A 21,946-nucleotide genomic window follows, 5' to 3' on the forward strand; every position below is an offset into this window, starting at 1 on the left:
CTAACATAATTATTCCCGGAGCATTTTAAGAGAATAAAACGCCAAGGCCACAATAATAATTCCCATCAAGACCCAAAGCCAGATTTTATTTTCAAATAAGGGAGATTTTGTTTCGGTTTTAAATTCCGGATTTTGTTCTTCTTTTGAAACTGTAATTACAGATGGATTTTTTGGAATGTTTTCTTCAAAATTTTCAATATCATATTGCGGCTTTTCCGCTTTTTTATTCCCGTAAAACAAGCTGTAATTTCCTTTTTCCGTAAAACGGGCAATCAGGAAATAAATAGCGTTTTTAACTTCGACTCCTTGAATATCTAAGGGTTGGTTGTTATTATTTTCTATCGTGATTCTTAGTTTTTTTGCAAGAGTGTTGTCTGTAGAAAATCCTTTTTTCTCTAAAGAACTCAATGTTCCTTGCGTAAGGATGTCGTAATTGTAATGCCATTTATCCTCGATTTTTACACTGTCGCGTAAAATTTCAATAGTGACCGGTCTGTAATAGTCAAAAGTGGCTCCTATGTTGATTTTTATTGACGAAACAGGAACTTTATGGGCTAATTCTACTTCAATTACAGACGTTTTTTTCTTTACATCTATGGTTTTTTTAAGGGTTTTGATAGTAGCAGTTTTAAAGCTGCCTTCTTCTTTTTGTTGTTCCCAGATTTTTGCTTCGGTTAGTTTTGGCTGTTCCGAAGCTTTTATTTTTATTCGGTAGAATTTATATTTTGAATCCGGAAAATCAACTTGGGTGAATTTATAATCGGTCTGGCTGTTTTTTATGGATAGAATACGGTAATCTTTTTGGATTAAAAACCATTCCGTTTGGTTGTTGCTTGCTTCCAAATCTAATTTCCAGTCAAAATTTTCCTGTTCAAAACCCAGTTTAATCTGGTTGATCTCTTTGGCCTGTAATAGTTCAAATGTATAGAAATAGTCAGCATTTTTATTGGAAACATTGATTGTTTTAAATTGAATTGCAGTTTCAGAAATTCTGTCTGATGCTGTTTTTAAAATATAAGGTGTTTCCGTTTTATTATTTCCGAAGATTCTCACGTCAGAAAAATCAGGATTGAATTTATCAAAAGATTCTTCCGGCAGTATGATTTTATGCCAGGTTTCCGAAACATTTTCAAGTGTCCTCCTGTACTGAAAATCTTGTGTTTGCGAGAAAGATTTCAGGCATAAAAAAAGCATCAGGACCAATCCTATTTTATTTTTTGTCATCATCGAGAATCAGATGTTTGTATTTGTTATATAAAAACGAGATAATCAGAAGCAGAATACCAAGCGATACAAAAACAATTGTTTTTCGGATAGTATTTAGATGTACGATGTCATAGAAGAACAATTTTAATAATGTAATTCCAAAAAGAACGATGGCCAGAATCCGAAGGTGCTTTTTACTTTTCCAGATTCCGTAGCTGATAAGAATCAGTGAATAGCTTCCCCACAAAATGCTCAATCCAAGTTTGTTGTTTTCGTATATATTGAAAGCATTTAGCCAGATTAGCATTTCGGCACTTAAAATCCAGATTACTAAAATAGAAAAGAAGATGTCGAAAAGCATCCTGTTTTTTTCCTGCCTGTTTATAAAATAGATGTAGATTCGGTAGACAAAAATTGCCAGAACCAATAACGAAATATAATGCGCGATTACGCCAAAAAATCCTGTGGAGGCGTAGTCTGCCGGATTCATATAACTATGTATGAGACTCGCCTGTGCGAATAGTCCTGTGGAAATAAAAAGGAACAATGTAAGGCCCGAAATCACCAATGTTGTGATTTCCAAAGCAGTATTTCTGATTTTCTTTTCAATTGCAAAGAAGATAGCTGAAAGGTATAAAAGCGTGAAATTTAAGACCCAGACAGTTTTATAATCCATGAATTTCTCATTATAGAGCGTATATCTCTCCGCATAGCCATTTCCACTTGTGTCTGCTTTTGATGTCAGGTATTGCAATTCCCAGTAGTTGCTGATTTCCATTTGAATTGCCTTATAAAGCACAAACAGGAAAACGCCAGGCACAAAATAATTCATGAGCAATACGTCAAACTTTAGTTTGGTATTTTCTTCTTCTCTGAATTTTCTTTGGAAGTAGAAGATAAATCCAAATGCTACAACAAATAAAAGGGAGTTCAGGAAGTCCGCATTGAAAACAGGCGTTGCATTCCTGTAATTCCACCAATCTTCTACCAGGCTGAAAAAAGCCAGAACCATTACCACATAAGAGAGTTTTTCGTAAAGCGGTACTTTTTTACTTCTTCCGAGCCAGAAGAGTAAGGTTGCCTGAAATGCCCAGGCCAAGGTGACCCACTGTCCGTTTAACTGGATTGGAACTGCTATGGTAATGAATGTCAAGACCAGACCCAATATCAAATAAAAGAGACTTTTGTCGCCTAATTTTTTCTTATAGATTAGTATACTCACTCCAAAATGGATGATGGCATTCAGAAGTGTAAATACTCCCAAATAATTTGTGGCAACCGGATGTTCATTTAAGATTGCAATACCGATACCGTAGAATACAAAAGAGTTTGAAAGAACAGAAAAGATGTCTTTTGCTTCGTAGATTTCTTTTTTTATCAGTTTGTAAGATAAAAATGCGGTATAGAAAATAACAAAGAAAATGAACAGGAAAGTCAGCCCGATATTGAAGTGTAAACTGACATAGAAGCTCGAAAAATACCAGCTTGTAAAAATCAGCCAGGTGGCAAAAAAGGAAGTCAGGTTAAGCAATCGCCAATATTTTTTGAAAGCTATAATCAGTATTCCGATGTTGATTAGCGTCATGTACGAAAACAGAATCAATACCTTTCCGGAACCGTCACTTAATAAAAATGGTACGGAATAGGCACCCACTAGTCCAATAATGGCAATGACCTGCTGGTCGTATTTCAGGGCCGCAAAGACAGTGAAAATGGTAAAGATTACCATGACTATGAAAGCCAGCGATTGGGGTATTAAGCCATATAAACTATAGGCAAGAAACGTAATAAAATACATGATTGCCATAGAGCCGCTTAGCAAGACAGCGCTAAAGCTTTCAAATTTCTTTTTTAATTTCAGGGCAAAGCCCAATAATCCGAGTCCCATGAGGTAACCCAAAATGATTCGGGTCAGTGGACTTATCAATTCGTTGTCGATGGCATATTTGGCACCAATTCCAACTCCAATTATCAGGACAAGAACCCCGATTTTATTAATCAGATTCTCGCCAATAAATTTTTCCCAGTTGGATGGTTTTTTGATTTTTGGCTCCGGTCTTGCGGCAATTGGTTTTGGAGCAACACGGATATCCTGCTGTACTCTTGGCTTTTCAGGAATTGGTTTTTCTTCAGTATAGGAAACTCTTTCGACTTTAGGAGCAGAAAAAGTTTCCGGCTGTAGTAATTCTATTTCTTTTTTCAGGTCTGAAATTTCCTTTTGAAAGCTGTCCTGTCTTTTGATTAGAAAATCCAGTTTCTGATGAAGCAGGTTGATTCTGTCTTGATTGTCGCTCATAAGTTTCGGATTATATCTTTTAAAGATATATAAAAAATGATAACATTTTGTTGTTATCCAAACAATTCGCTTACGACATCTTCAATTTTTGAAACGAGACGGATTTTTATAAAAGTATTTTTAAGGGTGATTTTATTGTATTTTGAAACAAATATGGTTGAAAATCCTAGTTTTTCAGCCTCCTGAATTCTTTGGTCAACGCGATTAACCGGACGTATTTCACCAGAAAGGCCCACTTCGCCTGCAAAACAAAAATCTTTTCCAACAGGAATGTCTTCGTTAGAGGAAAGTATGGAAGCTACAACGGCCAGGTCAATAGCCGGGTCGTCTACGGAGATTCCTCCCGTGACGTTCAGGAATACATCTTTGGCGCCGAGTCGAAATCCGGCCCTTTTTTCCAGTACGGCCAAAATCATGTTGAGTCGTTTGGCATTATATCCTGTAGTACTGCGCTGCGGTGTTCCATAAACTGCAGTGCTTACCAATGCCTGAATTTCTATCATTAAAGGACGCATTCCCTCCAGCGTGGTTGCAATTGCGGTTCCGGAAAGTTCTTCTTCTTTGTGGGAAATTAAAATTTCGGACGGATTTGAAACTTCTCTCAATCCGGTGCCTTGCATTTCATAGATTCCCAATTCGGCGGTTGAGCCAAAACGATTTTTCAGTGAACGCAATATTCTGTAGATATGATTCCTGTCACCTTCAAACTGCAGGACGGTATCCACCATGTGCTCCAGGATTTTTGGACCGGCAATATTTCCGTCTTTTGTAATATGTCCAATCAGAATAACCGGAACATTTGATTCTTTGGCAAACTTTATCAGTTCTGCCGTAGTCTCGCGAATTTGTGAAATGCTTCCTGCAGAAGATTCGATGTAATCTGTATGAAGCGTTTGTATGGAATCGATGATTACGATTTCCGGTTCAATGGCTTCAATCTGTTTGAAAATATTCTGCGTTTTTGTTTCGGTAAGGATATAGCAGTTGTCATTTAAAGGATTAATCCTTTCTGCCCGCATTTTTATCTGCTTCTGGCTTTCTTCTCCGGAAACGTATAAGGTTTTGTAAGGCAGTTTTAGAGAAATTTGCAACAACAGCGTGCTTTTCCCTATTCCGGGTTCGCCACCTAAAAGAATCAGCGACCCGGGAACAATTCCACCGCCCAGAACGCGGTTTAGTTCGCCGTCTCTGGTGTCAAGTCGTATTTCTTCGGCACTGTCAATTTCATGGATTAATAAAGGTTTTGACACTCTTTTTGAATCCGCTGAAACCGTACTTCTCCAATCCTTTTTGTCTTCTTTCTGTATTATTTCTTCGGCAATAGTATTCCATTCCTTGCAGGAATTGCATTGGCCCTGCCATTTAGAATATTGGGCACCGCAGTTTTGGCAGAAAAAAGTCGTTTTTGTTTTTGACATAGAATTATTTGCTCTTCATTTCGTCTGCTTTTTCAAGCATCATATCTTTTGTTAGGTCGCCAATTTCATTTTTAGTATAGGCATTTTGATACGATTTGAATGCCTTCTTGAAATCTCCCGTATGTTCATACATCATTCCCAGTTCATAATCTGCCAGCATGGATTTTGGATAGCTCTTTTTGGCAAGTCCGGATAATTTTTCAAATTCGGCATAAGCCTTGTTTTTTAAGATGGCTGCTTCAATCGCTTTAAAATCATTGACGCGGATAGGCATTTTTATTCCTAATGATTTTTCAATAATCTCATATTTGTTTGCCAGATAATCTACATAGCCGCCAGGAAGTGTTGCAATTTTTTCCTGAAATTCGGTAGTAGAAATAGGCTGGTATGCCGAGAAAATCTGGTACAGGGCATTCGGAATAGCATAAGGCACCAGTGAATAGTGTGTTGCATTTTTGAACTCGTCAAAACGGTAGTTAAGATTAGGATTGCCAACCTTTTTTATGTTTTCATCGAGGTCTTTGATTCTTTTCTGCATTTTTTTCAAATCACCGTCGGCAGTAGCCAGATAATAAAAAATAGGCTGTTTGAAAAAGGCCAGTCTTTCCGCAATTCGGGTTTCCATTTCCGGAGCAAATTCCGGGCTAAGGGAAATATAGGCGTTAAACAGCGGTTGGTCTTTATAAAGGTAAAAGTTTAAAAAACCGGCAGTAGTATCATGTCCTGCAATAACTCTAAAAGGGGCGATTCGGTATTTTTTCTCCAGGGCAGGAATAAGTTCAGAACCTATGAACTCATAGAAACGGGAACCGCCTTCTTCCGGAAGTCCGCTTTCTTTGTCGAACTGGCTGTCAACAAATCGTTCTCCTTTTTTATTCTGGCTGATACCAACCATTATGACAGGTGGCAGGTCGTCCCAATAATTAGAGTAGGATAAAGTACCGTTAAAAGCGTCAAAAAGATATTCGCCATCCAAAAGAATCACAAGTGGAAATTTTCTATCCGGTTCTTTTTCATAGGCTGGAGGAAGTGAAATAGTAATCTGACGTGTACCGTTGAGTTTTTCTGATTTTACTTCTTCAATGCTTTTTTGCGCAAACAAGCTAAAAGAAAAAATACAAAAAGCAGTGGTAATGAAATTCTTCATTCGTAAGAGTTTTAGGGTTTCGTTAGTTGAGACGGAAGAGCCTCTAATAGGAAAGCAAGATAGTAATTTATTTTTTCCTATTCAGAATAGGCAAAAGCAAAAAAGAAAGCCCTCCTAAAATAATTATCTGAACGGTTTGTGAGGTCCATATAATCCAGCCAAAAGCAGTTCCTGCCTCTTTTGGTACGCCATATAAGGCTAAAATACCGGCAATTAGTACCGGAAAAACACCAAACCCGCCGTTTGAAAATGAAATAGCCAGACTTCCTATTACGAAAGCTGTTACGACCACCCCAAAGCTAATACCGCTTGTTTCTTCCAAAGCAAAAATGGCCGTGTAAAAAGTCAAAACGTAGGCCAGCCATATAATGGCAGTATAGAACAAGAAAGGCCATTTTTTTTCCATTTTCCATACGCTGAAAAGCCCTTCTGTTAATCCGGAAATTTTTCCTTTAATCATCAGAATCCATTTTGATTTTGAATAGATAAAAAGAAGGATGGCTGAAAGGAAAACTACAAAGGCGACAATTCCGTAAACTAATAATTTTTCTACCGGAATGGTGTTCAGAAGGAAAGTCTTTAATATGTCAAACTGCAACAGGACGGCTGTTGCAATAAACAGCAAAAGAATTATAAAATCGATAACCCTTTCGGCAATAATACTGCCAAATGCCTTGTCAAAAGGAATATCTTCATATTTTTTCAAAACCAGAGCTCTTGAAACTTCTCCGGACCTCGGGATTGTCATATTCATAAAATAAGCAACCCAGACAGCCATGAAGTTATTTTTAAACGGAGAATGGTATCCCATGTGTTCCAGCATGAATTTCCATCTGTAGGCTCTTGCTGCGTGGCTGATGAATCCGAAAATTAAGGCAATAAAAATATAAGTGTAATCAGCATTCCTGAAATAGCTTTTCATTTCTTCCAGCTGTTCAGGAGTAAACGAATTATAGGTATATATAGTCAAAAAAACTCCCAATAAAATTGGGAGAAGTATGGATAATGTTTTGCTGATTTTTTTTCTCAAAAGTTTTCTAAGTTAAGGAGTTGTCCTTTTCGTTAGGGAAAACCAGTGTAGGCTTAAAGGTTTTTGCTTCCTCAAAATCTAAAATTCCGTAAGAAATAATGATGATGATGTCACCTTTTTGTACCATTCTTGCCGCAGGGCCGTTTAGGGTGATTTCGCCGCTGTTTCTGTTTCCTTTAATGGCATAAGTTTCTAATCGGGCGCCATTATTAATATTGACGATAGAAACCTTTTCTCCTTCAATAATATTAGAAGCTTCCATCAACGCTTCGTCGATTGTAATGCTTCCTATGTAGTTTAAATCTGCTCCAGTCACCATAACACGGTGAATCTTGGACTTAACAACTTGAATTTGCATGATGCAAAGGTAATTATTTTTTAATTCAATGAAATATTATCTATCAGACGGATACTGTTAATGAAAACAGCAATGAAAGCGCGGTATTTTTTAGCATTGTCTTTTTTGTCTATTGGCAATAATTGCTCCTCGTCAGCAATCTGGAAATATTCCAGTCGGAATTCCGGATTTTTTTCAAAAACGCTTTCTACCCAATCGGTAATTTCTTTTGCACTTTCCGTGCCAAACTTTTCTTTGGCAGTTTTTAAGGTCTTGTATATCAGGGAAGAATCTTCTTTTTGTTGGGAGGTAAGTCTTTCATTTCTGGAGCTCATGGCAAGTCCGTTAGACTCTCTGTATATAGGGCATCCAATAACATTTACCGGCATTTGGTGTTTTTCGACCATTTTTTTTACAATCTGAAGCTGTTGGAAATCTTTTTCTCCAAAATAGGCATTGGTCGGGTTTACGATTTCGAAAAGTCGCTTCACAATTGTGCCGACACCGTCAAAATGTCCGGGCCTGTGCTTGCCTTCCATCTGGTTTTCGAGTCCATCGAAATCAAAAGCTTTTGCTGTGGTATTGCCTTCGTAGATGTCCTCTACGCTTGGGGCAAAAATGATGACATCCTTACTGACAGTTTCAATTTTTTGGGTGTCCTTTTCCAGAGTTCTTGGATATTTTTCAAGGTCTTCAGGGTTGTTAAATTGTGTCGGATTTACAAAAATACTGACAACCGTTACCTGATTTTCTGTAAGTGATTTTTCAATCAGTGACAAATGTCCTTGGTGTAGCGCACCCATTGTCGGGACAAATCCAATAGTCGTATTTTCTTTAGTAACCGACCTTAAATGTTTTTTGAGATCTTCCTGTCTGTTGAAAATGAGCATCAGCTTAAGATTAAATTGAATGCAAACTTACCATTTTTGTTAATAACTGCATAAATTTTTGTAATTTTGCATGTTTTTATATGCTATAAATAAAAGTTCAAAACAATATGGAGGATAAGAGGATATTGTATGTATCATCTGAGGTAGTGCCTTATTTGGCTGAAAATGAAGTGTCTATAATGTCGTATGACGTTCCGAAAATGATTAATGATCAGGGAGGACAGATTAGGATTTTTATGCCACGTTATGGAAACATAAACGAAAGAAGGCACCAACTGCATGAAGTTATAAGACTTTCAGGAATGAATCTGGTAGTGAATGATTTAGACATGCCATTGATTATTAAGGTAGCCTCTATACCAAAAGAAAGAATCCAGGTTTATTTCATCGATAATGATGAATATTTCAAACGCAAGGCAACTTTTACAGACGAAGAAGGTGTTTTATATCCTGACAATGATGAAAGAGCTATCTTTTTTGCAAAAGGAGTCGTGGAAACAGTAAAAAAACTCAACTGGGTGCCGGATATTATCCATGTGCATGGCTGGTTGGCCGGAATGCTTCCAATCTACATGAAGCATTATTATAAAGATGAGGCCCTGTTTTCTGAAACAAAAATAGTAACCTCTGTTTACAGTCAGGGTTTTGAAGGGAATCTGGATATGGAGATGATGAAAAAAGTGGCCTTTGATGGGATTCCAAACGAGTCCATTGAATATCTGGCAGAACCTAACTATGAGAATGTACTTAAGGCATCTATAATGCACTCAGATGCAGTGATAATAGCCTCTGAGGACCTTTCTTCAAGTTTAACAAAATTTATAGAATCATCGGGAAAACCTTTTTTACCTTTCGCCACGAAAGATAAGTTTGCAGAAGCTTATACTAATTTCTATAGAAATCAAGTTTTATAAAAAACATTCAAAAAAAATATGCTTAATAATTCGACTTATAAGAAGCTTCTTTTTCTTATCGTGGGTACCGGTTTTCTGATTTCGTGTGATAGCGAATACAATTCTATAGGTGCTGATATTGTAGACGACAACGATCATTTTGGATTTATAAAAAATGATGGAGCGTCAATTGTGGCTTTTAACCAAAAAACAAATGCCGTACAATCCAATAACCTTCCTGTTAATCCTTTAGGGGTTTTTAACAATGGTATTTTTGGAAAAACCACTGCCAATTTTGTGACACAGGTAGAATTAAAAAGCGAAAATCCGACTTTTAGAGAAGTGCCTAGTGTAGAAAAGATAAAATCTGTCGTTTTAAATGTTCCTTATTTCGCGACTTATCTTGAAACCGGAACCGATGGAAGTAATAAGTATGAGTTGGATTCGATATATGGAAATATTGAGAATAAATTAAAGCTTAAAGTTTATGAAAACGGATACTACTTAAGGGATTTTGACCCGAATGGAGGTTTTGTTGAGGGTCAGAAATTCTATTCCGATCAAAATGCGGTTTTTAATAATGCGAAAGGACAACAATTGAACGATTCAGAGCTTGTTGAGCAAAATGATCTTTTTGCTTTCAGTCCGGATGAACATGTGACCCGTCAGGAAGGCGGAAAGATTTTGAGAGAAGCGCCTAGTATGAAACTGGATCTGAACAAACAGTTTTTTTATAATAAGCTTATTGCCGGAAGTAGTAATCTGGTTAATAACAACGTTTTTAAAAACTATTTTAGAGGATTGTATTTCCAGGTAGAAGAAATTAATGGAAGCGCGATGTCAATGCTGGATTTTTCCAAAGGAACAATCACCATGACTTATGAAGATAAGAAAATAAAAATCGTAAATGGAGAAGAAGTCGATGATGGGGTTCAGGAAAAGACAATTATTCTTAATTTAAAAGGGAATACGGTAAGTTTATTAGATTATACTGCTACGGGCGCGAGCCAGACTTATGATAATGTGGTGGCGAATCCTGTTACAGGCGACCAAAAGCTTTATTTAAAAGGAGGTAATGGATCTGTAGCAATGATTGATTTGTTTGGAGGAGGAAACTCGGCCGAGTTGGAAGCATTGCGTGCAGAGGCAATTTCAGGTAACTGGTTAATTAATGAAGCGAACCTGGTGTTTTATGTTGACCAACCTACCATGCTGAATAATTCTGAGCCCAATAGGATTTACGTCTATAACGCAAAGGATAACCGTCCATTAACAGATTATCTTTTTGATGTTACGATCAACGGAGCGAAACCTAAATATGCAAAAAGAGTTTTTGGCGGAACGGCAAAACTAACCGGTGTCATAGGAGACGATGTTAGAAAAGCTATACAATATAAGGTAAGGATTACGGAACATATCAAAAATGTTCTGTTTAAAGACTCAACAAATGTACGTCTGGGTGTTGCAGTTACAGAAGATATTTCAAAATCGACAAGCTTATCATTAAGAACGCCACAAACTGCCTTTACTAAAGTGCCACTTTCTTCAGTGATGAATCCGCTTGGAACTGTGCTTTACGGAAGTGTACCGGTACCTTCAAATGAGAACAAGCGACTAAAGCTTGAAATTTATTATACCAAGCCTAACTAATAATAAGATAGAACTATGTGTGGAATTGTTGGATATATAGGTCATAGGGATGCCTATCCTATAATTATTAAAGGATTAAAGAGATTAGAATACAGAGGTTACGATAGTGCGGGGATTATGCTTTATGATGGCGAATCAATGAAAGTAGCTAAAACCAAAGGTAAAGTTTCTGATTTGGAAGAAAAAGCCAAAGAAATTTCTATCAATGGAAATATAGGAATAGGACACACACGATGGGCAACTCACGGTGTTCCAAATGATGTAAACTCTCACCCGCATCTTTCTAATTCAGGAGATTTGGTAATCATCCATAATGGAATTATAGAAAATTATGAGCCTTTAAAAAAGGAGTTAATCAACAGAGGATATGTTTTTAAATCAGATACAGATACGGAAGTATTGGTTAATCTTATTGAAGACGTACAGAAAAAAGACAATCTTAAATTAGGAAAAGCAGTTCAGATTGCTTTGAATCAGGTAGTAGGGGCTTATGCTATTGCTGTTTTTGATGTTAAAAAACCGGATGAAATTGTGGTTGCCCGTTTGGGAAGTCCTTTGGCGGTTGGTATTGGCGAAGATGAGTATTTCATTGCTTCAGATGCTTCTCCGTTTATCGAATATACCTCCAACGCGATTTATCTTGAAGATGAAGAAATGGCCATCGTCAGAAAAAATAAATCAATTAAGGTAAGAAAAATTAAAGACGATTCATTGGTAGATCCTTATATTCAGGAATTACAGATGAACCTTGAGCAAATAGAAAAAGGAGGCTATGAGCATTTTATGCTTAAAGAAATTTATGAGCAGCCAAGTGTAATTAAGGATACTTACAGAGGAAGGCTTTTGGCAAACAAGGGAATCGTTCAGATGGCCGGTGTCGAAGACAATATTGAAAAATTCCTCAATGCAGAAAGAATCATTATTGTAGCCTGCGGAACTTCATGGCATGCAGGATTGGTTGCTGAATATATTTTTGAGGAATTTGCAAGAATCCCGGTTGAAGTGGAATATGCTTCTGAATTCAGATACAGAAACCCAATCATCAATCCTAAAGATGTGGTCATTGCTATTTCCCAATCTGGTGAGACGGCAGATACGCTAGCGGCAATCAAGCTGGCAAAAGAAAAAGGAGCATTTGTCTTTGGAGTATGCAACGTAGTAGGTTCGTCTATTTCGCGTGAAACGCATGCAGGTGCTTATACCCATGCCGGACCGGAAATTGGGGTGGCTTCTACAAAAGCATTTACAACCCAGATTACAATCCTTACATTAATATCGCTTCGTCTTGCTAAGGCAAAAGGAACGATGTCTAATTCGGATTTTCACAGATATCTTCAGGAATTGGAAGCGATTCCTGAAAAGGTAGCGGAAGCATTGACAACAAATGATATTGCTAAAACTATTGCGTCAATTTATAAAGATGCTCCAAACTGCCTTTATCTGGGAAGAGGTTATAATTTCCCGGTGGCATTAGAAGGTGCCTTAAAGCTGAAAGAGATATCTTACATTCATGCAGAAGGCTATCCGGCTGCAGAAATGAAACACGGCCCAATTGCTTTGATTGATGAAAAAATGCCGGTTATTATTGTAGCTCCAAAACAAGGGCATTATGATAAAGTGGTGAGCAATATTCAGGAAATCAAATCACGAAGCGGAAAGATTATAGCGGTAGTTACAAAAGGAGACACTCAGGTGAAGGAATTGGCAGATCACGTTATCGAAATACCGGATACTGCAGAGGCTTTAACTCCTTTGTTGACAACAATTCCTTTGCAGCTTTTATCTTACCATATTGCCGTAATGAGAGGCTGTAATGTAGACCAACCACGAAACTTAGCGAAATCAGTAACTGTGGAATAGTCAATTTTTTGTATAAAAAATTATCAAAAGCGAGAAATTTTCTCGCTTTTTTTATTGATACCATGCATGCATATTAAATTTATTTGTAATTTGGCGATATAAACTAACAAATTCAAACCATGAGAGTGTATCTTATTATTTTGTCATTGCTTTTCTGCGGAGTAGCCTTTGCCCAGAATTCAATTTCAGGAGTTGTTACTGATGAGACCAATCAGCCACTTCCCGGAGTAAGCGTTAAGGTAGTTGGAGAGTCAACAGCCTCAATTACGGATGTTGAGGGGAAGTTCCTGCTCAAGCCAACAAAACAGCCCCCGTATATGGTTGAGATTTCGAGTGTTGGCTATGCCACACAAACTATCGAAGTCAAGACATCAGGACAAAAATTAGAAGTGCAGCTTTTGAGTCAGGATATCAATCTTGATGAAATAGTAGTGTCGGCTTCCAGAACACCGGAAAGAATCTTGGAATCGCCTGTAACCATTGAAAGAATGGGTATCAAGGATGTCAAGAATACTTCTTCGGCAACTTTCTATGATGGTTTGGAAAACCTGAAAGAGGTTCATTTTAACACCAGTAGTTTGTCATTCAAATCAATCAACACCAGAGGATTTGCCACAGTTGCCAACACCCGTTTCATGCAGTTGGTTGATGGAATGGATAACTCTTCACCGGCTTTGAACTTTGTTTTAGGAAACCTGATTGGTCTTTCTGAGCTTGATGTGCAAAGCGTTGAATTACTTCCAGGAGCTTCTTCAGCTTTATATGGAGCAAATGCTTTTAACGGAATCTTGTTTATGAATAGCAAAAGCCCATTTGATTACGAGGGAATAAGCGTTTATGCGAGATATGGTAAAACCAACCAAAAACTGGCAGGAACAAACGATTACTATGACTTTGGTATTCGTGCTGCCCATAAGTTTTCAGATTATTTTGCAGCCAAAGCCAATTTCACTTACCTAAAAGCTACCGAGTGGATTGCAGGTGATGAAAGAAGTATGACAAATGGTGGTCTTGGTCATGGAATCAACCAAAACTATGACGGTTTGAATATTTATGGTGATGAGGTAACTACGTTTATTCCAAACGTAGGGCAAGTGAGCAGGACAGGTTATTATGAAGAAGATATTAATGATAACTCTATTGAAAGCGTAAAAGCGGATTTCTCATTGCATGTAAAACCGATGAAAGATGACTTCGAGATAATCCTGCAACATAAAGTGGGTATCGGAAGTACTATTTATCAGGGAGCTAACAGATACAGGCTTGAAGATTTTATCATGCAGCAGAGTAAACTGGAAGTTAAAAACAGAAATTTCTTTGTTAGGGCTTATATGACTACAGAAGATGCCGGTAACTCATATGATATGCGTTTTGCAGCATGGAACGTAAACAGGGCATGGAAAACAGACCAGGAGTGGTTTACTAATTATGCAACGGCATATCAATTGTCAAGTGCTGTTATGGGTGCAAGTACAACCCAGGCTGCCGGAATTGCAAGACAATATGCAGATTATAACCAATTGCCTGCGGCGTTAGTTGGCTTGCCTCAGTTTGCTACACAGCCAACAGGAGGTCCAAGATATATGCCGGGATCGCCTGAGTTCAATAATGCATTGGCAACCGTAATCCAAAATCCGGATCTTACAAAAGGAGCGAAATTTATTGACCAGTCACAATTGTACCATGTAGATGGAAACTACAATTTCAAAGAAATTATACAATTTGCGGAAATTCAGGTAGGGGGTTCTTTCAGAAAATATAAATTGGATTCTCAGGGAACTATCTTTACGGATTTTGACGGGCCAATCAAATATGATGAATACGGTATCTATACGCAGGTTCAGAAGAAATTTATGGATGACCGTTTGAAATTTACAGGGTCAATCCGTTACGATAAATCACAGAACTTTGACGGACAGTATTCTCCAAGGATCTCTTTCGTATATTCTGCAGGAGAAAGAAAAAATCACAATTTCAGAGTGTCTTTCCAGACAGGTTTCAGAAACCCGACAACTCAGGATCAATACATCGGATTGGATTTAGGGCCATTTGCATTGGTGGGTTCTGCTGAGGATAACTTAGACCGTTATGTGGAAACTATGAATGTAAGTGCTGCGGGTCAGGCTTTAGGAGCTCCGGCTACCGTTACTTTGTCTGGTAGAGATGCCTACAATTCAAATGTATATTCAGTGCCTTCAGTTCAGGCATTTGCATTATCGCAAAATCCTGCAGATTTGGAGATTGTAAATATTAAGTTAGTAAAACCTGAGCAGGTAAAAGCATTTGAAGTAGGATATAAGTCGGTTACAGATAATGGTATTGCTGTTGATTTGAATGCTTACTACAATATTTATAATGATTTCATGAGTACTTCCCGTGTTATCCGTCCTTATTACGGAACAGTTGGTTCTGATTTGTCAGACCAGAATGTTCTTCTAGGTTTGCAGGCATTGTCTAATGGTGACCGTAGAGTATACCAGGTCTATACAAATACTACAGAAAATGTAACTTCTTTTGGTTTTGGTGTAGGGTTATCTAAGAAAATCTACAAAGATTTTGAATTTGGAATCAACTACAACCATGCTCAGTTTGATTTCGACCAGGCAAAAGACCCTTCTTTTATAGCAGGTTTCAACACGCCTAGACATAGAGTAAAGGCTTCTCTTGGAAATCAGAACCTGTTCAAGAATTTCGGATTCAATCTGAATGCAAGATGGAGTGACGAATATCTTTGGCAATCTTCTTTTGCTGACGGTATGATTCCGGCGGTAACGGTGTTTGATGCTCAGATGAACTATGCGGTTCCGTCTATGAAATCAGTATTTAAAATAAGTGCGTCGAACCTTTTCGGAAATGATTACCTACAGGTAATTGGAGCCGGAAGAATCGGACAACAGTATTTAGTTTCTTGGATTATCAATCCATAAAAATCAAGGCTAACGTTATAAAAATACAATTATGATAAAAAATTTTAAATGGCTGCTTTTAGTTTCATTAAGCTTAAGCATTGCCTGTTCAGATGACGACTCGGATTCTACAGGAGAAGTTCCTGTTTCGCCCGGATCAGCCGATTTTTCAAAATATATTGCTTTAGGAGATTCCTTTGCGGCTGGATATAGTGATAATGCACTGTTTAAAAAAGGTCAGGAAAATGCATACACGACCATACTGGCACAGCAATTTCAATTAGTTGGCGGAGGTGCATTTGCAGTTCCTTATATGAATGATAATATTGGTGGATTGCTATTTGGAGGAACTCCAAATCCTTCCTTTGGCCCAAGAATTTATCTTCGAGGGTTTTTGAATGCTTCTACGCCAAATGTTCAGCCTGTAGCTGGACCTCCAACAACAGAAGTTTTTTCACATTTAACAGGACCATTCAATAATTTGGGTGTTCCGGGGGCAAAAAGTTTCCATTTGATAACTCCTGGCTATGGAAATCCTGGAGGTTTGGCAACAACCCCGCCTACTTCAAATCCGTATTTTGTAAGATTTGCATCTACACCAGGGACATCGGTTATTGCTGATGCTGTTGCTCAAAGTCCTACATTTTTCTCGTTATGGATTGGAGGAAATGACGTATTGGGTTATGCCAGTTCAGGAGGAGCTGGGGTTAACCAAACCGGAAATCCAAATCCAGCAACTTATGGGGCTAATGATATTACTGATCCGGCAGTTTTTGAAAATGTGTACAATAATTTAGTAAATGCATTAACTGCTAATGGAGCAAAAGGAGTGGTGGCAAACCTTCCTTACATCAATACGCTTCCTTATTTTACTACAGTTCCTTATAACCCGGTTCCGGCTTTGCCGCCGGCTAGTGCAGCGCAACTAAATCAGATTTTTGCAGTAATCAACCAGATTGCGGGTAGTAATGCGCCTAGATTTAGTGTCTTGACTGCGGATGATGGTAATCCTGCGACTGTAGAAGCTACAAACCCATTGCTTATTATTGATGAAACTTTGCCAAATCTAGCTCCACAAATAACAGCTGCCCTAACTCCGGTATTCGGAGCGCAAACAGCAGGTTTTGTAGGGAATTTATATGGAAGAGCACGTCATGCGAAAAAGATAGTGCCAACGCCGCAGAATCCTGATGTAGTGCCTTTTGTTGATTATGTGCTTTTGCCAACAAGAGCTCTTATAGGAACTACCCAGGCTGGAGTGCCGGCTCCTTTCAATACTGTAGGTGTGACATACCCTTTACAGGATGGAGCAGTTTTGACAAATGCGGAAGTCAAAGATGTTAAAGATGCAACAGATGCTTACAATGCTACTATTGCAAGTGTAGCTGCTGCCAAAGGTCTGGCGCTTGTAGATACAAAGGCGATAATGACACAACTGCTTAACGGAGGAATCCGTTTTGGTAACTATCATATGACAGCTAGCTATATCACGGGAGGGACTTTTTCTTTAGATGGAATCCATCCATCAGCCAGAGGTTATGCCTATATAGCTAATGAGTTTCTTAAGGCTATTGGGGTTACATACGGTTCTTCTATACCGGCGGTAAGTCCGGGCAATTATCAAATTCAATATCCTGAATCTTTGAATTAAAATAAATTTCCAGATATAAAAGCCATTATGTGAAAGCATAATGGCTTTTTTTCGTTTTTGGAATTCTGCATAGTTGTTGTCTTAATATTCGTTAAACAGACAATCCTGTATTTTTTTCGTATTTTTTTATAAAAACATTATTAAATTTTCATTTTTAAAACTATCTTTGCGCTCTGAAAAAAGAGGTGTTTTTCATAAACCTAAATAGCTATTTAATAAATACATAAGTAATGTCAAAAGTAATAGGAAAAGTTGCTCAAATCATTGGTCCGGTAGTTGACGTAGTTTTCAACGGAAAGGATGTTGAACTTCCAAAAATTTATGATTCGTTAGAAATCACTAAAAAAGACGGTACACTACTAGTACTTGAAGTGCAGTCTCACATTGGAGAAAACACTGTTCGTACAATCTCTATGGACTCTACAGATGGTTTAAGCAGAGGCTATGAGGTTGTTGGTACAGGAAACCCAATCAAAATGCCGGTAGGTCCGGACGTTTACGGACGTTTATTCAACGTAATCGGTGACGCTATCGACGGTTTGGGAGATTTGCCAAAAGATGGCGATAACGGATTGTCAATCCACCGTCAGGCACCAAAATTTGAAGATTTATCTACATCTTCTGAAGTTTTATTCACAGGTATCAAAGTAATCGATTTGATTGAGCCTTATGCAAAAGGAGGGAAAATTGGATTGTTTGGTGGTGCCGGTGTTGGTAAAACAGTATTGATTCAGGAGCTGATTAACAATATTGCAAAAGGTCACGGTGGACTTTCAGTATTCGCTGGAGTAGGTGAAAGAACACGTGAAGGAAATGACTTACTTCGTGAGATGTTGGAGTCAGGAATTATCAAGTATGGTGAGGAATTCATGCACTCTATGGAAAATGGAGGATGGGACTTGTCTAAAGTTGATAAAGTAGGGATGAGAGAATCGAAAGCAACTTTCGTTTTCGGTCAGATGAATGAGCCACCAGGAGCTCGTGCACGTGTGGCACTTTCTGGTCTTTCTATCGCTGAGTATTTCCGTGACGGTGCTGGTTCAGATCAAGGAAAAGACGTTCTTTTCTTCGTGGACAACATCTTCCGTTTTACACAAGCAGGTTCTGAGGTATCAGCACTTTTAGGGCGTATGCCATCAGCGGTAGGTTACCAACCAACATTAGCAACAGAAATGGGTGCGATGCAAGAGCGTATCACCTCTACAAATAAAGGATCTATTACATCTGTACAGGCGGTTTACGTTCCTGCGGATGACTTAACTGACCCGGCTCCGGCAACAACATTTGCCCACTTGGATGCAACAACAGTATTGTCTCGTAAGATTGCCGAGTTAGGTATTTACCCTGCTGTGGACCCGTTGGATTCTACTTCAAGAATCCTGACACCACACATCTTGGGTGATGAGCACTACAACTGTGCACAGAGAGTAAAAGAGATTCTTCAAAAATACAAGCAGTTGCAGGATATTATCGCGATTCTTGGTATGGAAGAACTTTCTGAAGAAGATAAACTTGCAGTATCAAGAGCTCGTCGTGTTCAACGTTTCTTGTCTCAGCCTTTCCACGTAGCGGAACAGTTTACAGGTATTCCTGGAGTTTTGGTTGATATTAAAGATACTATCAAAGGATTCAACATGATCATTGATGGAGAATTGGATCACCTTCCGGAAGCAGCTTTCAACTTGAAAGGAACTATCGAAGATGTTATCGAAGCTGGACAAAAAATGTTAGCTGAAGCTTAATTTTAATTGCTTCAAGCCTAAAGCTTAAAGCCTAAAGCAAAGAAAAATGTATTTAGAAATTATATCGCCAGAAGCAAAATTATTTTCAGGAACAGTAACTTCTGTTACGGTTCCGGGAGTTGATGGAGAATTCCAAATGCTGAACCATCACGCTGCAATTATTTCTATCCTGACAAAAGGAGATATCAAGATTGCTGCTGACAGCTTTGAATTTTCAAAAGAAGCAGAAGGCAAGTTTTTTTTAGGAGACGATAAAAAATATCATTTATCTATCGAATCCGGAACATTAGAAATGAATGACAATAAAATCAATATTCTTGTAGAGTAGTCTGATTTTATTCCAAGATAAAAGCCTGGCATAGCCGGGCTTTTTTGTTTTAAATGGTTATGGAGTTTATATTAAAATAAAGCCAATAAGTTTATATATTTTCAGTTTGCGTCTCTGCGCCTTTGCGTGAGATAGTTGCTCGCAAAGGCGCAGAGGCGCAAAGAGATTTTTAGTGAAAGGATTTCTTTTTTTTTATTGTTTGGTATAAAACTTCTTTACGCTATGTATTAAAATGTACAACTTTCAAACAGCATAAAAGTTGCTTACATTTGCTACTATGAAACGTTTTCCAAAATCCTTGCAGCAAAAAATCGAACAAAGAAAACAGGGCAACTCGTTCAGGGTTTTGCCTGAACCCAATAACCTGATTGATTTTGCTTCCAATGATTATCTGGGATTTTCAAAGTCTGAAGCTATCTTCCAACAGACACATCAGTATCTTTTACACCAAGGCATAATTCAAAATGGGGCAACCGGCTCAAGGCTTTTGTCAGGAAACCATGCTCTATATAAGGAATTGGAAGAACATATAGCCCGTTTCCATGATACAGAAATGGCTTTGGTGTTTAATTCTGGTTATGATGCCAATTTGGGGTTTTTCAGCTCCGTTCCGCAACGCAATGATTTCATACTGTATGATGAATACAGTCATGCATCAATACGGGATGGTATCCGGCTTTCTAATGCCAGGTCGTTTAAATTTGAACATAACAATCTTGACGAACTGGAAGCCTTGGTTTTAAAATACAAATCCGAAAATTCAGATATCTATATCGTTACGGAATCTGTTTTTTCCATGGATGGTGATTCGCCTGATTTAGAAAGGCTCACTATTATTTCAGAACAACACGGTTGCTTTTTGGTTATTGATGAAGCCCATGCCTTAGGCGTTTTTGGAGAATCAGGCCAGGGATTAGTACAGGATTTGGGTGTGCAGGACAAGATTTTTGCAAGGATAGTCACTTTTGGAAAAGGTTTGGGAGCACATGGTGCGGCCATTTTAGGTTCGAAACAACTCAAGGATTTTCTGGTGAATTTTGCCCGTAGCTTTATCTATACTACGGCATTACCGCCGCATTCTGTAGCCGGAATTTTAATTGCCTATAAAAATCTGGAAATCCAAAAGGCAGCAATCGAAAAATTGCGGAATAATATCCTGCATTTTAATCAGGAGAAACAGCGATTAGGATTAAAGCCGGTTTTTGTCCGAAATAAATCAGCCATACAGTCGGCTATAATACCCGGCAATGACAAAGTAAAAGCGATAGCCGGCAAATTACAGCAAAACGGATTTGATGTAAAGGCAATCCTTTCGCCTACAGTTCCTGAAAATCAGGAAAGGCTCCGGTTTTGCCTCCATAGTTTTAATTCCGGAGAAGAAATCACCAAGGTTTTGGAAACACTTGCTAACTATCTGTTTTAGGCTTTCGGCGTTTAAACCATTGTGCATCTTCCTCGCCAAACAGGTAGGCATAAGGTTCTGTGTCCGGACTTAGCTCAAACAGCTTTTTTAATATGGCAATTGTGGGTATAATCAAAATCATTCCCACTACTCCCCAAATAGCTCCTCCTATCAACAGTCCTAAAAAAGTAATAAACGCATTCAGGTTTACATTCGCACCAGTAATTTTAGGTGTCAGGAAACTGCCTTCCATAAACTGAATCAGCGTAAAAGAGACAATAACGGCAAAAGGATAAAACAAGCTGTCTTTGGTTATCAAAGCGTAGGCAAACGGCATTAAGGCACCCATAAAAGGCCCTACATAGGGTATAATGTTCAACAACCCGGCAATCATCCCAAAAAAGATGGCATGTTTGATTCCCAAAGCAAATAAAACAGCCGTATTTACGATTCCCAAAATAATCATCACTTTTCCTGCGCCTACAATATAGGCATGGACAATTTTTCGCATAGAAACCATATGTTCCATAAGTACTTTGTTGCGCTGTTTGTCAAATACTTTCGTAACAAAAACGGCAAGATGGTCTCTGTAAATCAATAAGAAAAAGATAAAAACCGGTAAAAGGATGATGTTGGATAAGGTTCCTATTGTTGTAAAAAGCAGTTCGGAAATATTGGTATTCCCGGATTGGATAAGCTCCATGACTTTTTTAATCTTGAAACCGTCGCCCATACCAATATCATAGCCAATAAAATTCTCAATACTTGTATTGATTTTTATAGCAAAATTATTCAGGCTTTCTTCCATATTCATTTCCACGTCATTTGTAAAACTTTGCAATTGGGAAACAATAAAGAAAATTAATCCCAAAGCCAGCAGAATGATGAGAAGCAGTGCAATAAAGGCACTTAGTGACCTGGGTATTTTCCATCCTTCAAGACGATTGCAGAATGAAGTCATGAGCATGGCTATATAGCCGGAAACAAGCAAAGGAACTAATATTGCTTTCGCCATTATCATAAAAAAAATAATTATGATGATAAGCAAGGAAATATAAACGGCTTTCATGTAAGACGGTACTTTTGCTATGGGCATACTTTTGCAGATTATGAGGTTATTTCTTTCAAATTTAGCAATTAAAAAAGCGGTTGTTTTCAAAAACTATAATAAAATCTTACGGGATTCACAT

The 21,946-nt window shown here is 38.1% G+C and carries 16 protein-coding genes; 8 read left to right on the plus strand and 8 right to left on the minus strand.

Annotation, left to right across the window (positions count from 1 at the left end; all coding sequences use genetic code 11):
- Positions 1–9: 9 nt before the first annotated feature.
- The 7 genes from ASG38_RS12700 to panC form a co-directional block, all read right to left on the minus strand.
- The gene (locus ASG38_RS12700) at positions 10–1,227 is read right to left on the minus strand and encodes a DUF3999 family protein (protein ID WP_082482220.1); all 1,218 of its coding nucleotides are present in this window, start codon (positions 1,225–1,227) and stop codon (positions 10–12) included.
- The gene (locus ASG38_RS12705; protein ID WP_056071575.1) at positions 1,211–3,502 is read right to left on the minus strand and encodes a DUF2339 domain-containing protein; all 2,292 of its coding nucleotides are present in this window, start codon (positions 3,500–3,502) and stop codon (positions 1,211–1,213) included. Before ASG38_RS12705 ends, ASG38_RS12700 begins: the two co-directional genes overlap by 17 nt.
- 53 nt (positions 3,503–3,555) lie before the next feature.
- The gene (radA, locus tag ASG38_RS12710; RefSeq protein ID WP_056071579.1) at positions 3,556–4,920 is read right to left on the minus strand and encodes a DNA repair protein RadA; all 1,365 of its coding nucleotides are present in this window, start codon (positions 4,918–4,920) and stop codon (positions 3,556–3,558) included.
- Positions 4,921–4,924: 4 nt separating this feature from the next.
- Positions 4,925–6,067, minus strand: coding sequence for an alpha/beta hydrolase (locus tag ASG38_RS12715; protein WP_056071582.1), 1,143 nt, complete (start codon positions 6,065–6,067; stop codon positions 4,925–4,927).
- 67 nt (positions 6,068–6,134) lie between these two features.
- The gene (locus ASG38_RS12720; RefSeq protein ID WP_056071585.1) at positions 6,135–7,097 is read right to left on the minus strand and encodes a lysylphosphatidylglycerol synthase transmembrane domain-containing protein; all 963 of its coding nucleotides are present in this window, start codon (positions 7,095–7,097) and stop codon (positions 6,135–6,137) included.
- A 7-nt stretch (positions 7,098–7,104) separates the two neighbouring features.
- Positions 7,105–7,455, minus strand: coding sequence for an aspartate 1-decarboxylase (panD, locus tag ASG38_RS12725; protein ID WP_056071592.1), 351 nt, complete (start codon positions 7,453–7,455; stop codon positions 7,105–7,107).
- A gap of 20 nt (positions 7,456–7,475) precedes the next feature.
- Complete coding sequence (panC, locus tag ASG38_RS12730) at positions 7,476–8,324, minus strand: pantoate--beta-alanine ligase (protein WP_056071595.1); 849 nt, start codon at positions 8,322–8,324, stop codon at positions 7,476–7,478.
- Positions 8,325–8,431: 107 nt separating this feature from the next.
- On the opposite strand from panC, the gene ASG38_RS12735 reads away from it, so the two are divergent.
- The 8 genes from ASG38_RS12735 to ASG38_RS12770 all read left to right on the plus strand — a co-directional run bounded on the left by ASG38_RS12735 (position 8,432) and on the right by ASG38_RS12770 (position 20,777).
- Positions 8,432–9,238: a glycogen/starch synthase gene (locus ASG38_RS12735; RefSeq protein ID WP_056071600.1), complete on the plus strand. Its 807-nt coding sequence runs from the start codon at positions 8,432–8,434 to the stop codon at positions 9,236–9,238.
- An 18-nt stretch (positions 9,239–9,256) separates the two neighbouring features.
- Complete coding sequence (locus ASG38_RS12740) at positions 9,257–10,867, plus strand: DUF4270 domain-containing protein (RefSeq protein WP_056071604.1); 1,611 nt, start codon at positions 9,257–9,259, stop codon at positions 10,865–10,867.
- Positions 10,868–10,882: 15 nt separating this feature from the next.
- Positions 10,883–12,727, plus strand: coding sequence for a glutamine--fructose-6-phosphate transaminase (isomerizing) (glmS, locus tag ASG38_RS12745; protein ID WP_056071607.1), 1,845 nt, complete (start codon positions 10,883–10,885; stop codon positions 12,725–12,727).
- Positions 12,728–12,846: 119 nt separating this feature from the next.
- The gene (locus tag ASG38_RS12750) at positions 12,847–15,654 is read left to right on the plus strand and encodes a carboxypeptidase-like regulatory domain-containing protein (RefSeq protein ID WP_056071612.1); all 2,808 of its coding nucleotides are present in this window, start codon (positions 12,847–12,849) and stop codon (positions 15,652–15,654) included.
- Positions 15,655–15,685: 31 nt separating this feature from the next.
- Positions 15,686–17,284 (plus strand): SGNH/GDSL hydrolase family protein, encoded by a 1,599-nt coding sequence (locus tag ASG38_RS12755; protein WP_056071615.1) that lies wholly within the window; start codon positions 15,686–15,688, stop codon positions 17,282–17,284.
- Positions 17,285–17,514: 230 nt separating this feature from the next.
- Complete coding sequence (gene atpD, locus ASG38_RS12760; protein WP_056071618.1) at positions 17,515–19,026, plus strand: F0F1 ATP synthase subunit beta; 1,512 nt, start codon at positions 17,515–17,517, stop codon at positions 19,024–19,026.
- 46 nt (positions 19,027–19,072) lie between these two features.
- Positions 19,073–19,354: a F0F1 ATP synthase subunit epsilon gene (locus ASG38_RS12765; RefSeq protein WP_056071620.1), complete on the plus strand. Its 282-nt coding sequence runs from the start codon at positions 19,073–19,075 to the stop codon at positions 19,352–19,354.
- Between the two features lie 277 nt (positions 19,355–19,631).
- Positions 19,632–20,777 carry a pyridoxal phosphate-dependent aminotransferase family protein gene (locus ASG38_RS12770; RefSeq protein WP_056071624.1) on the plus strand — a complete coding sequence of 382 codons (1,146 nt, stop codon included), beginning with the start codon at positions 19,632–19,634 and terminating at the stop codon, positions 20,775–20,777.
- Here ASG38_RS12770 and ASG38_RS12775 read toward each other — a convergent pair.
- Positions 20,761–21,852: an AI-2E family transporter gene (locus ASG38_RS12775; RefSeq protein WP_056071627.1), complete on the minus strand. Its 1,092-nt coding sequence runs from the start codon at positions 21,850–21,852 to the stop codon at positions 20,761–20,763. The genes ASG38_RS12770 and ASG38_RS12775 overlap by 17 nt on opposite strands.
- Positions 21,853–21,946: the final 94 nt, after the last annotated feature.

The organism is Flavobacterium sp. Leaf359 (assembly GCF_001423985.1).
Classification (GTDB): Bacteria; Bacteroidota; Bacteroidia; order Flavobacteriales; family Flavobacteriaceae; genus Flavobacterium; species Flavobacterium lindanitolerans.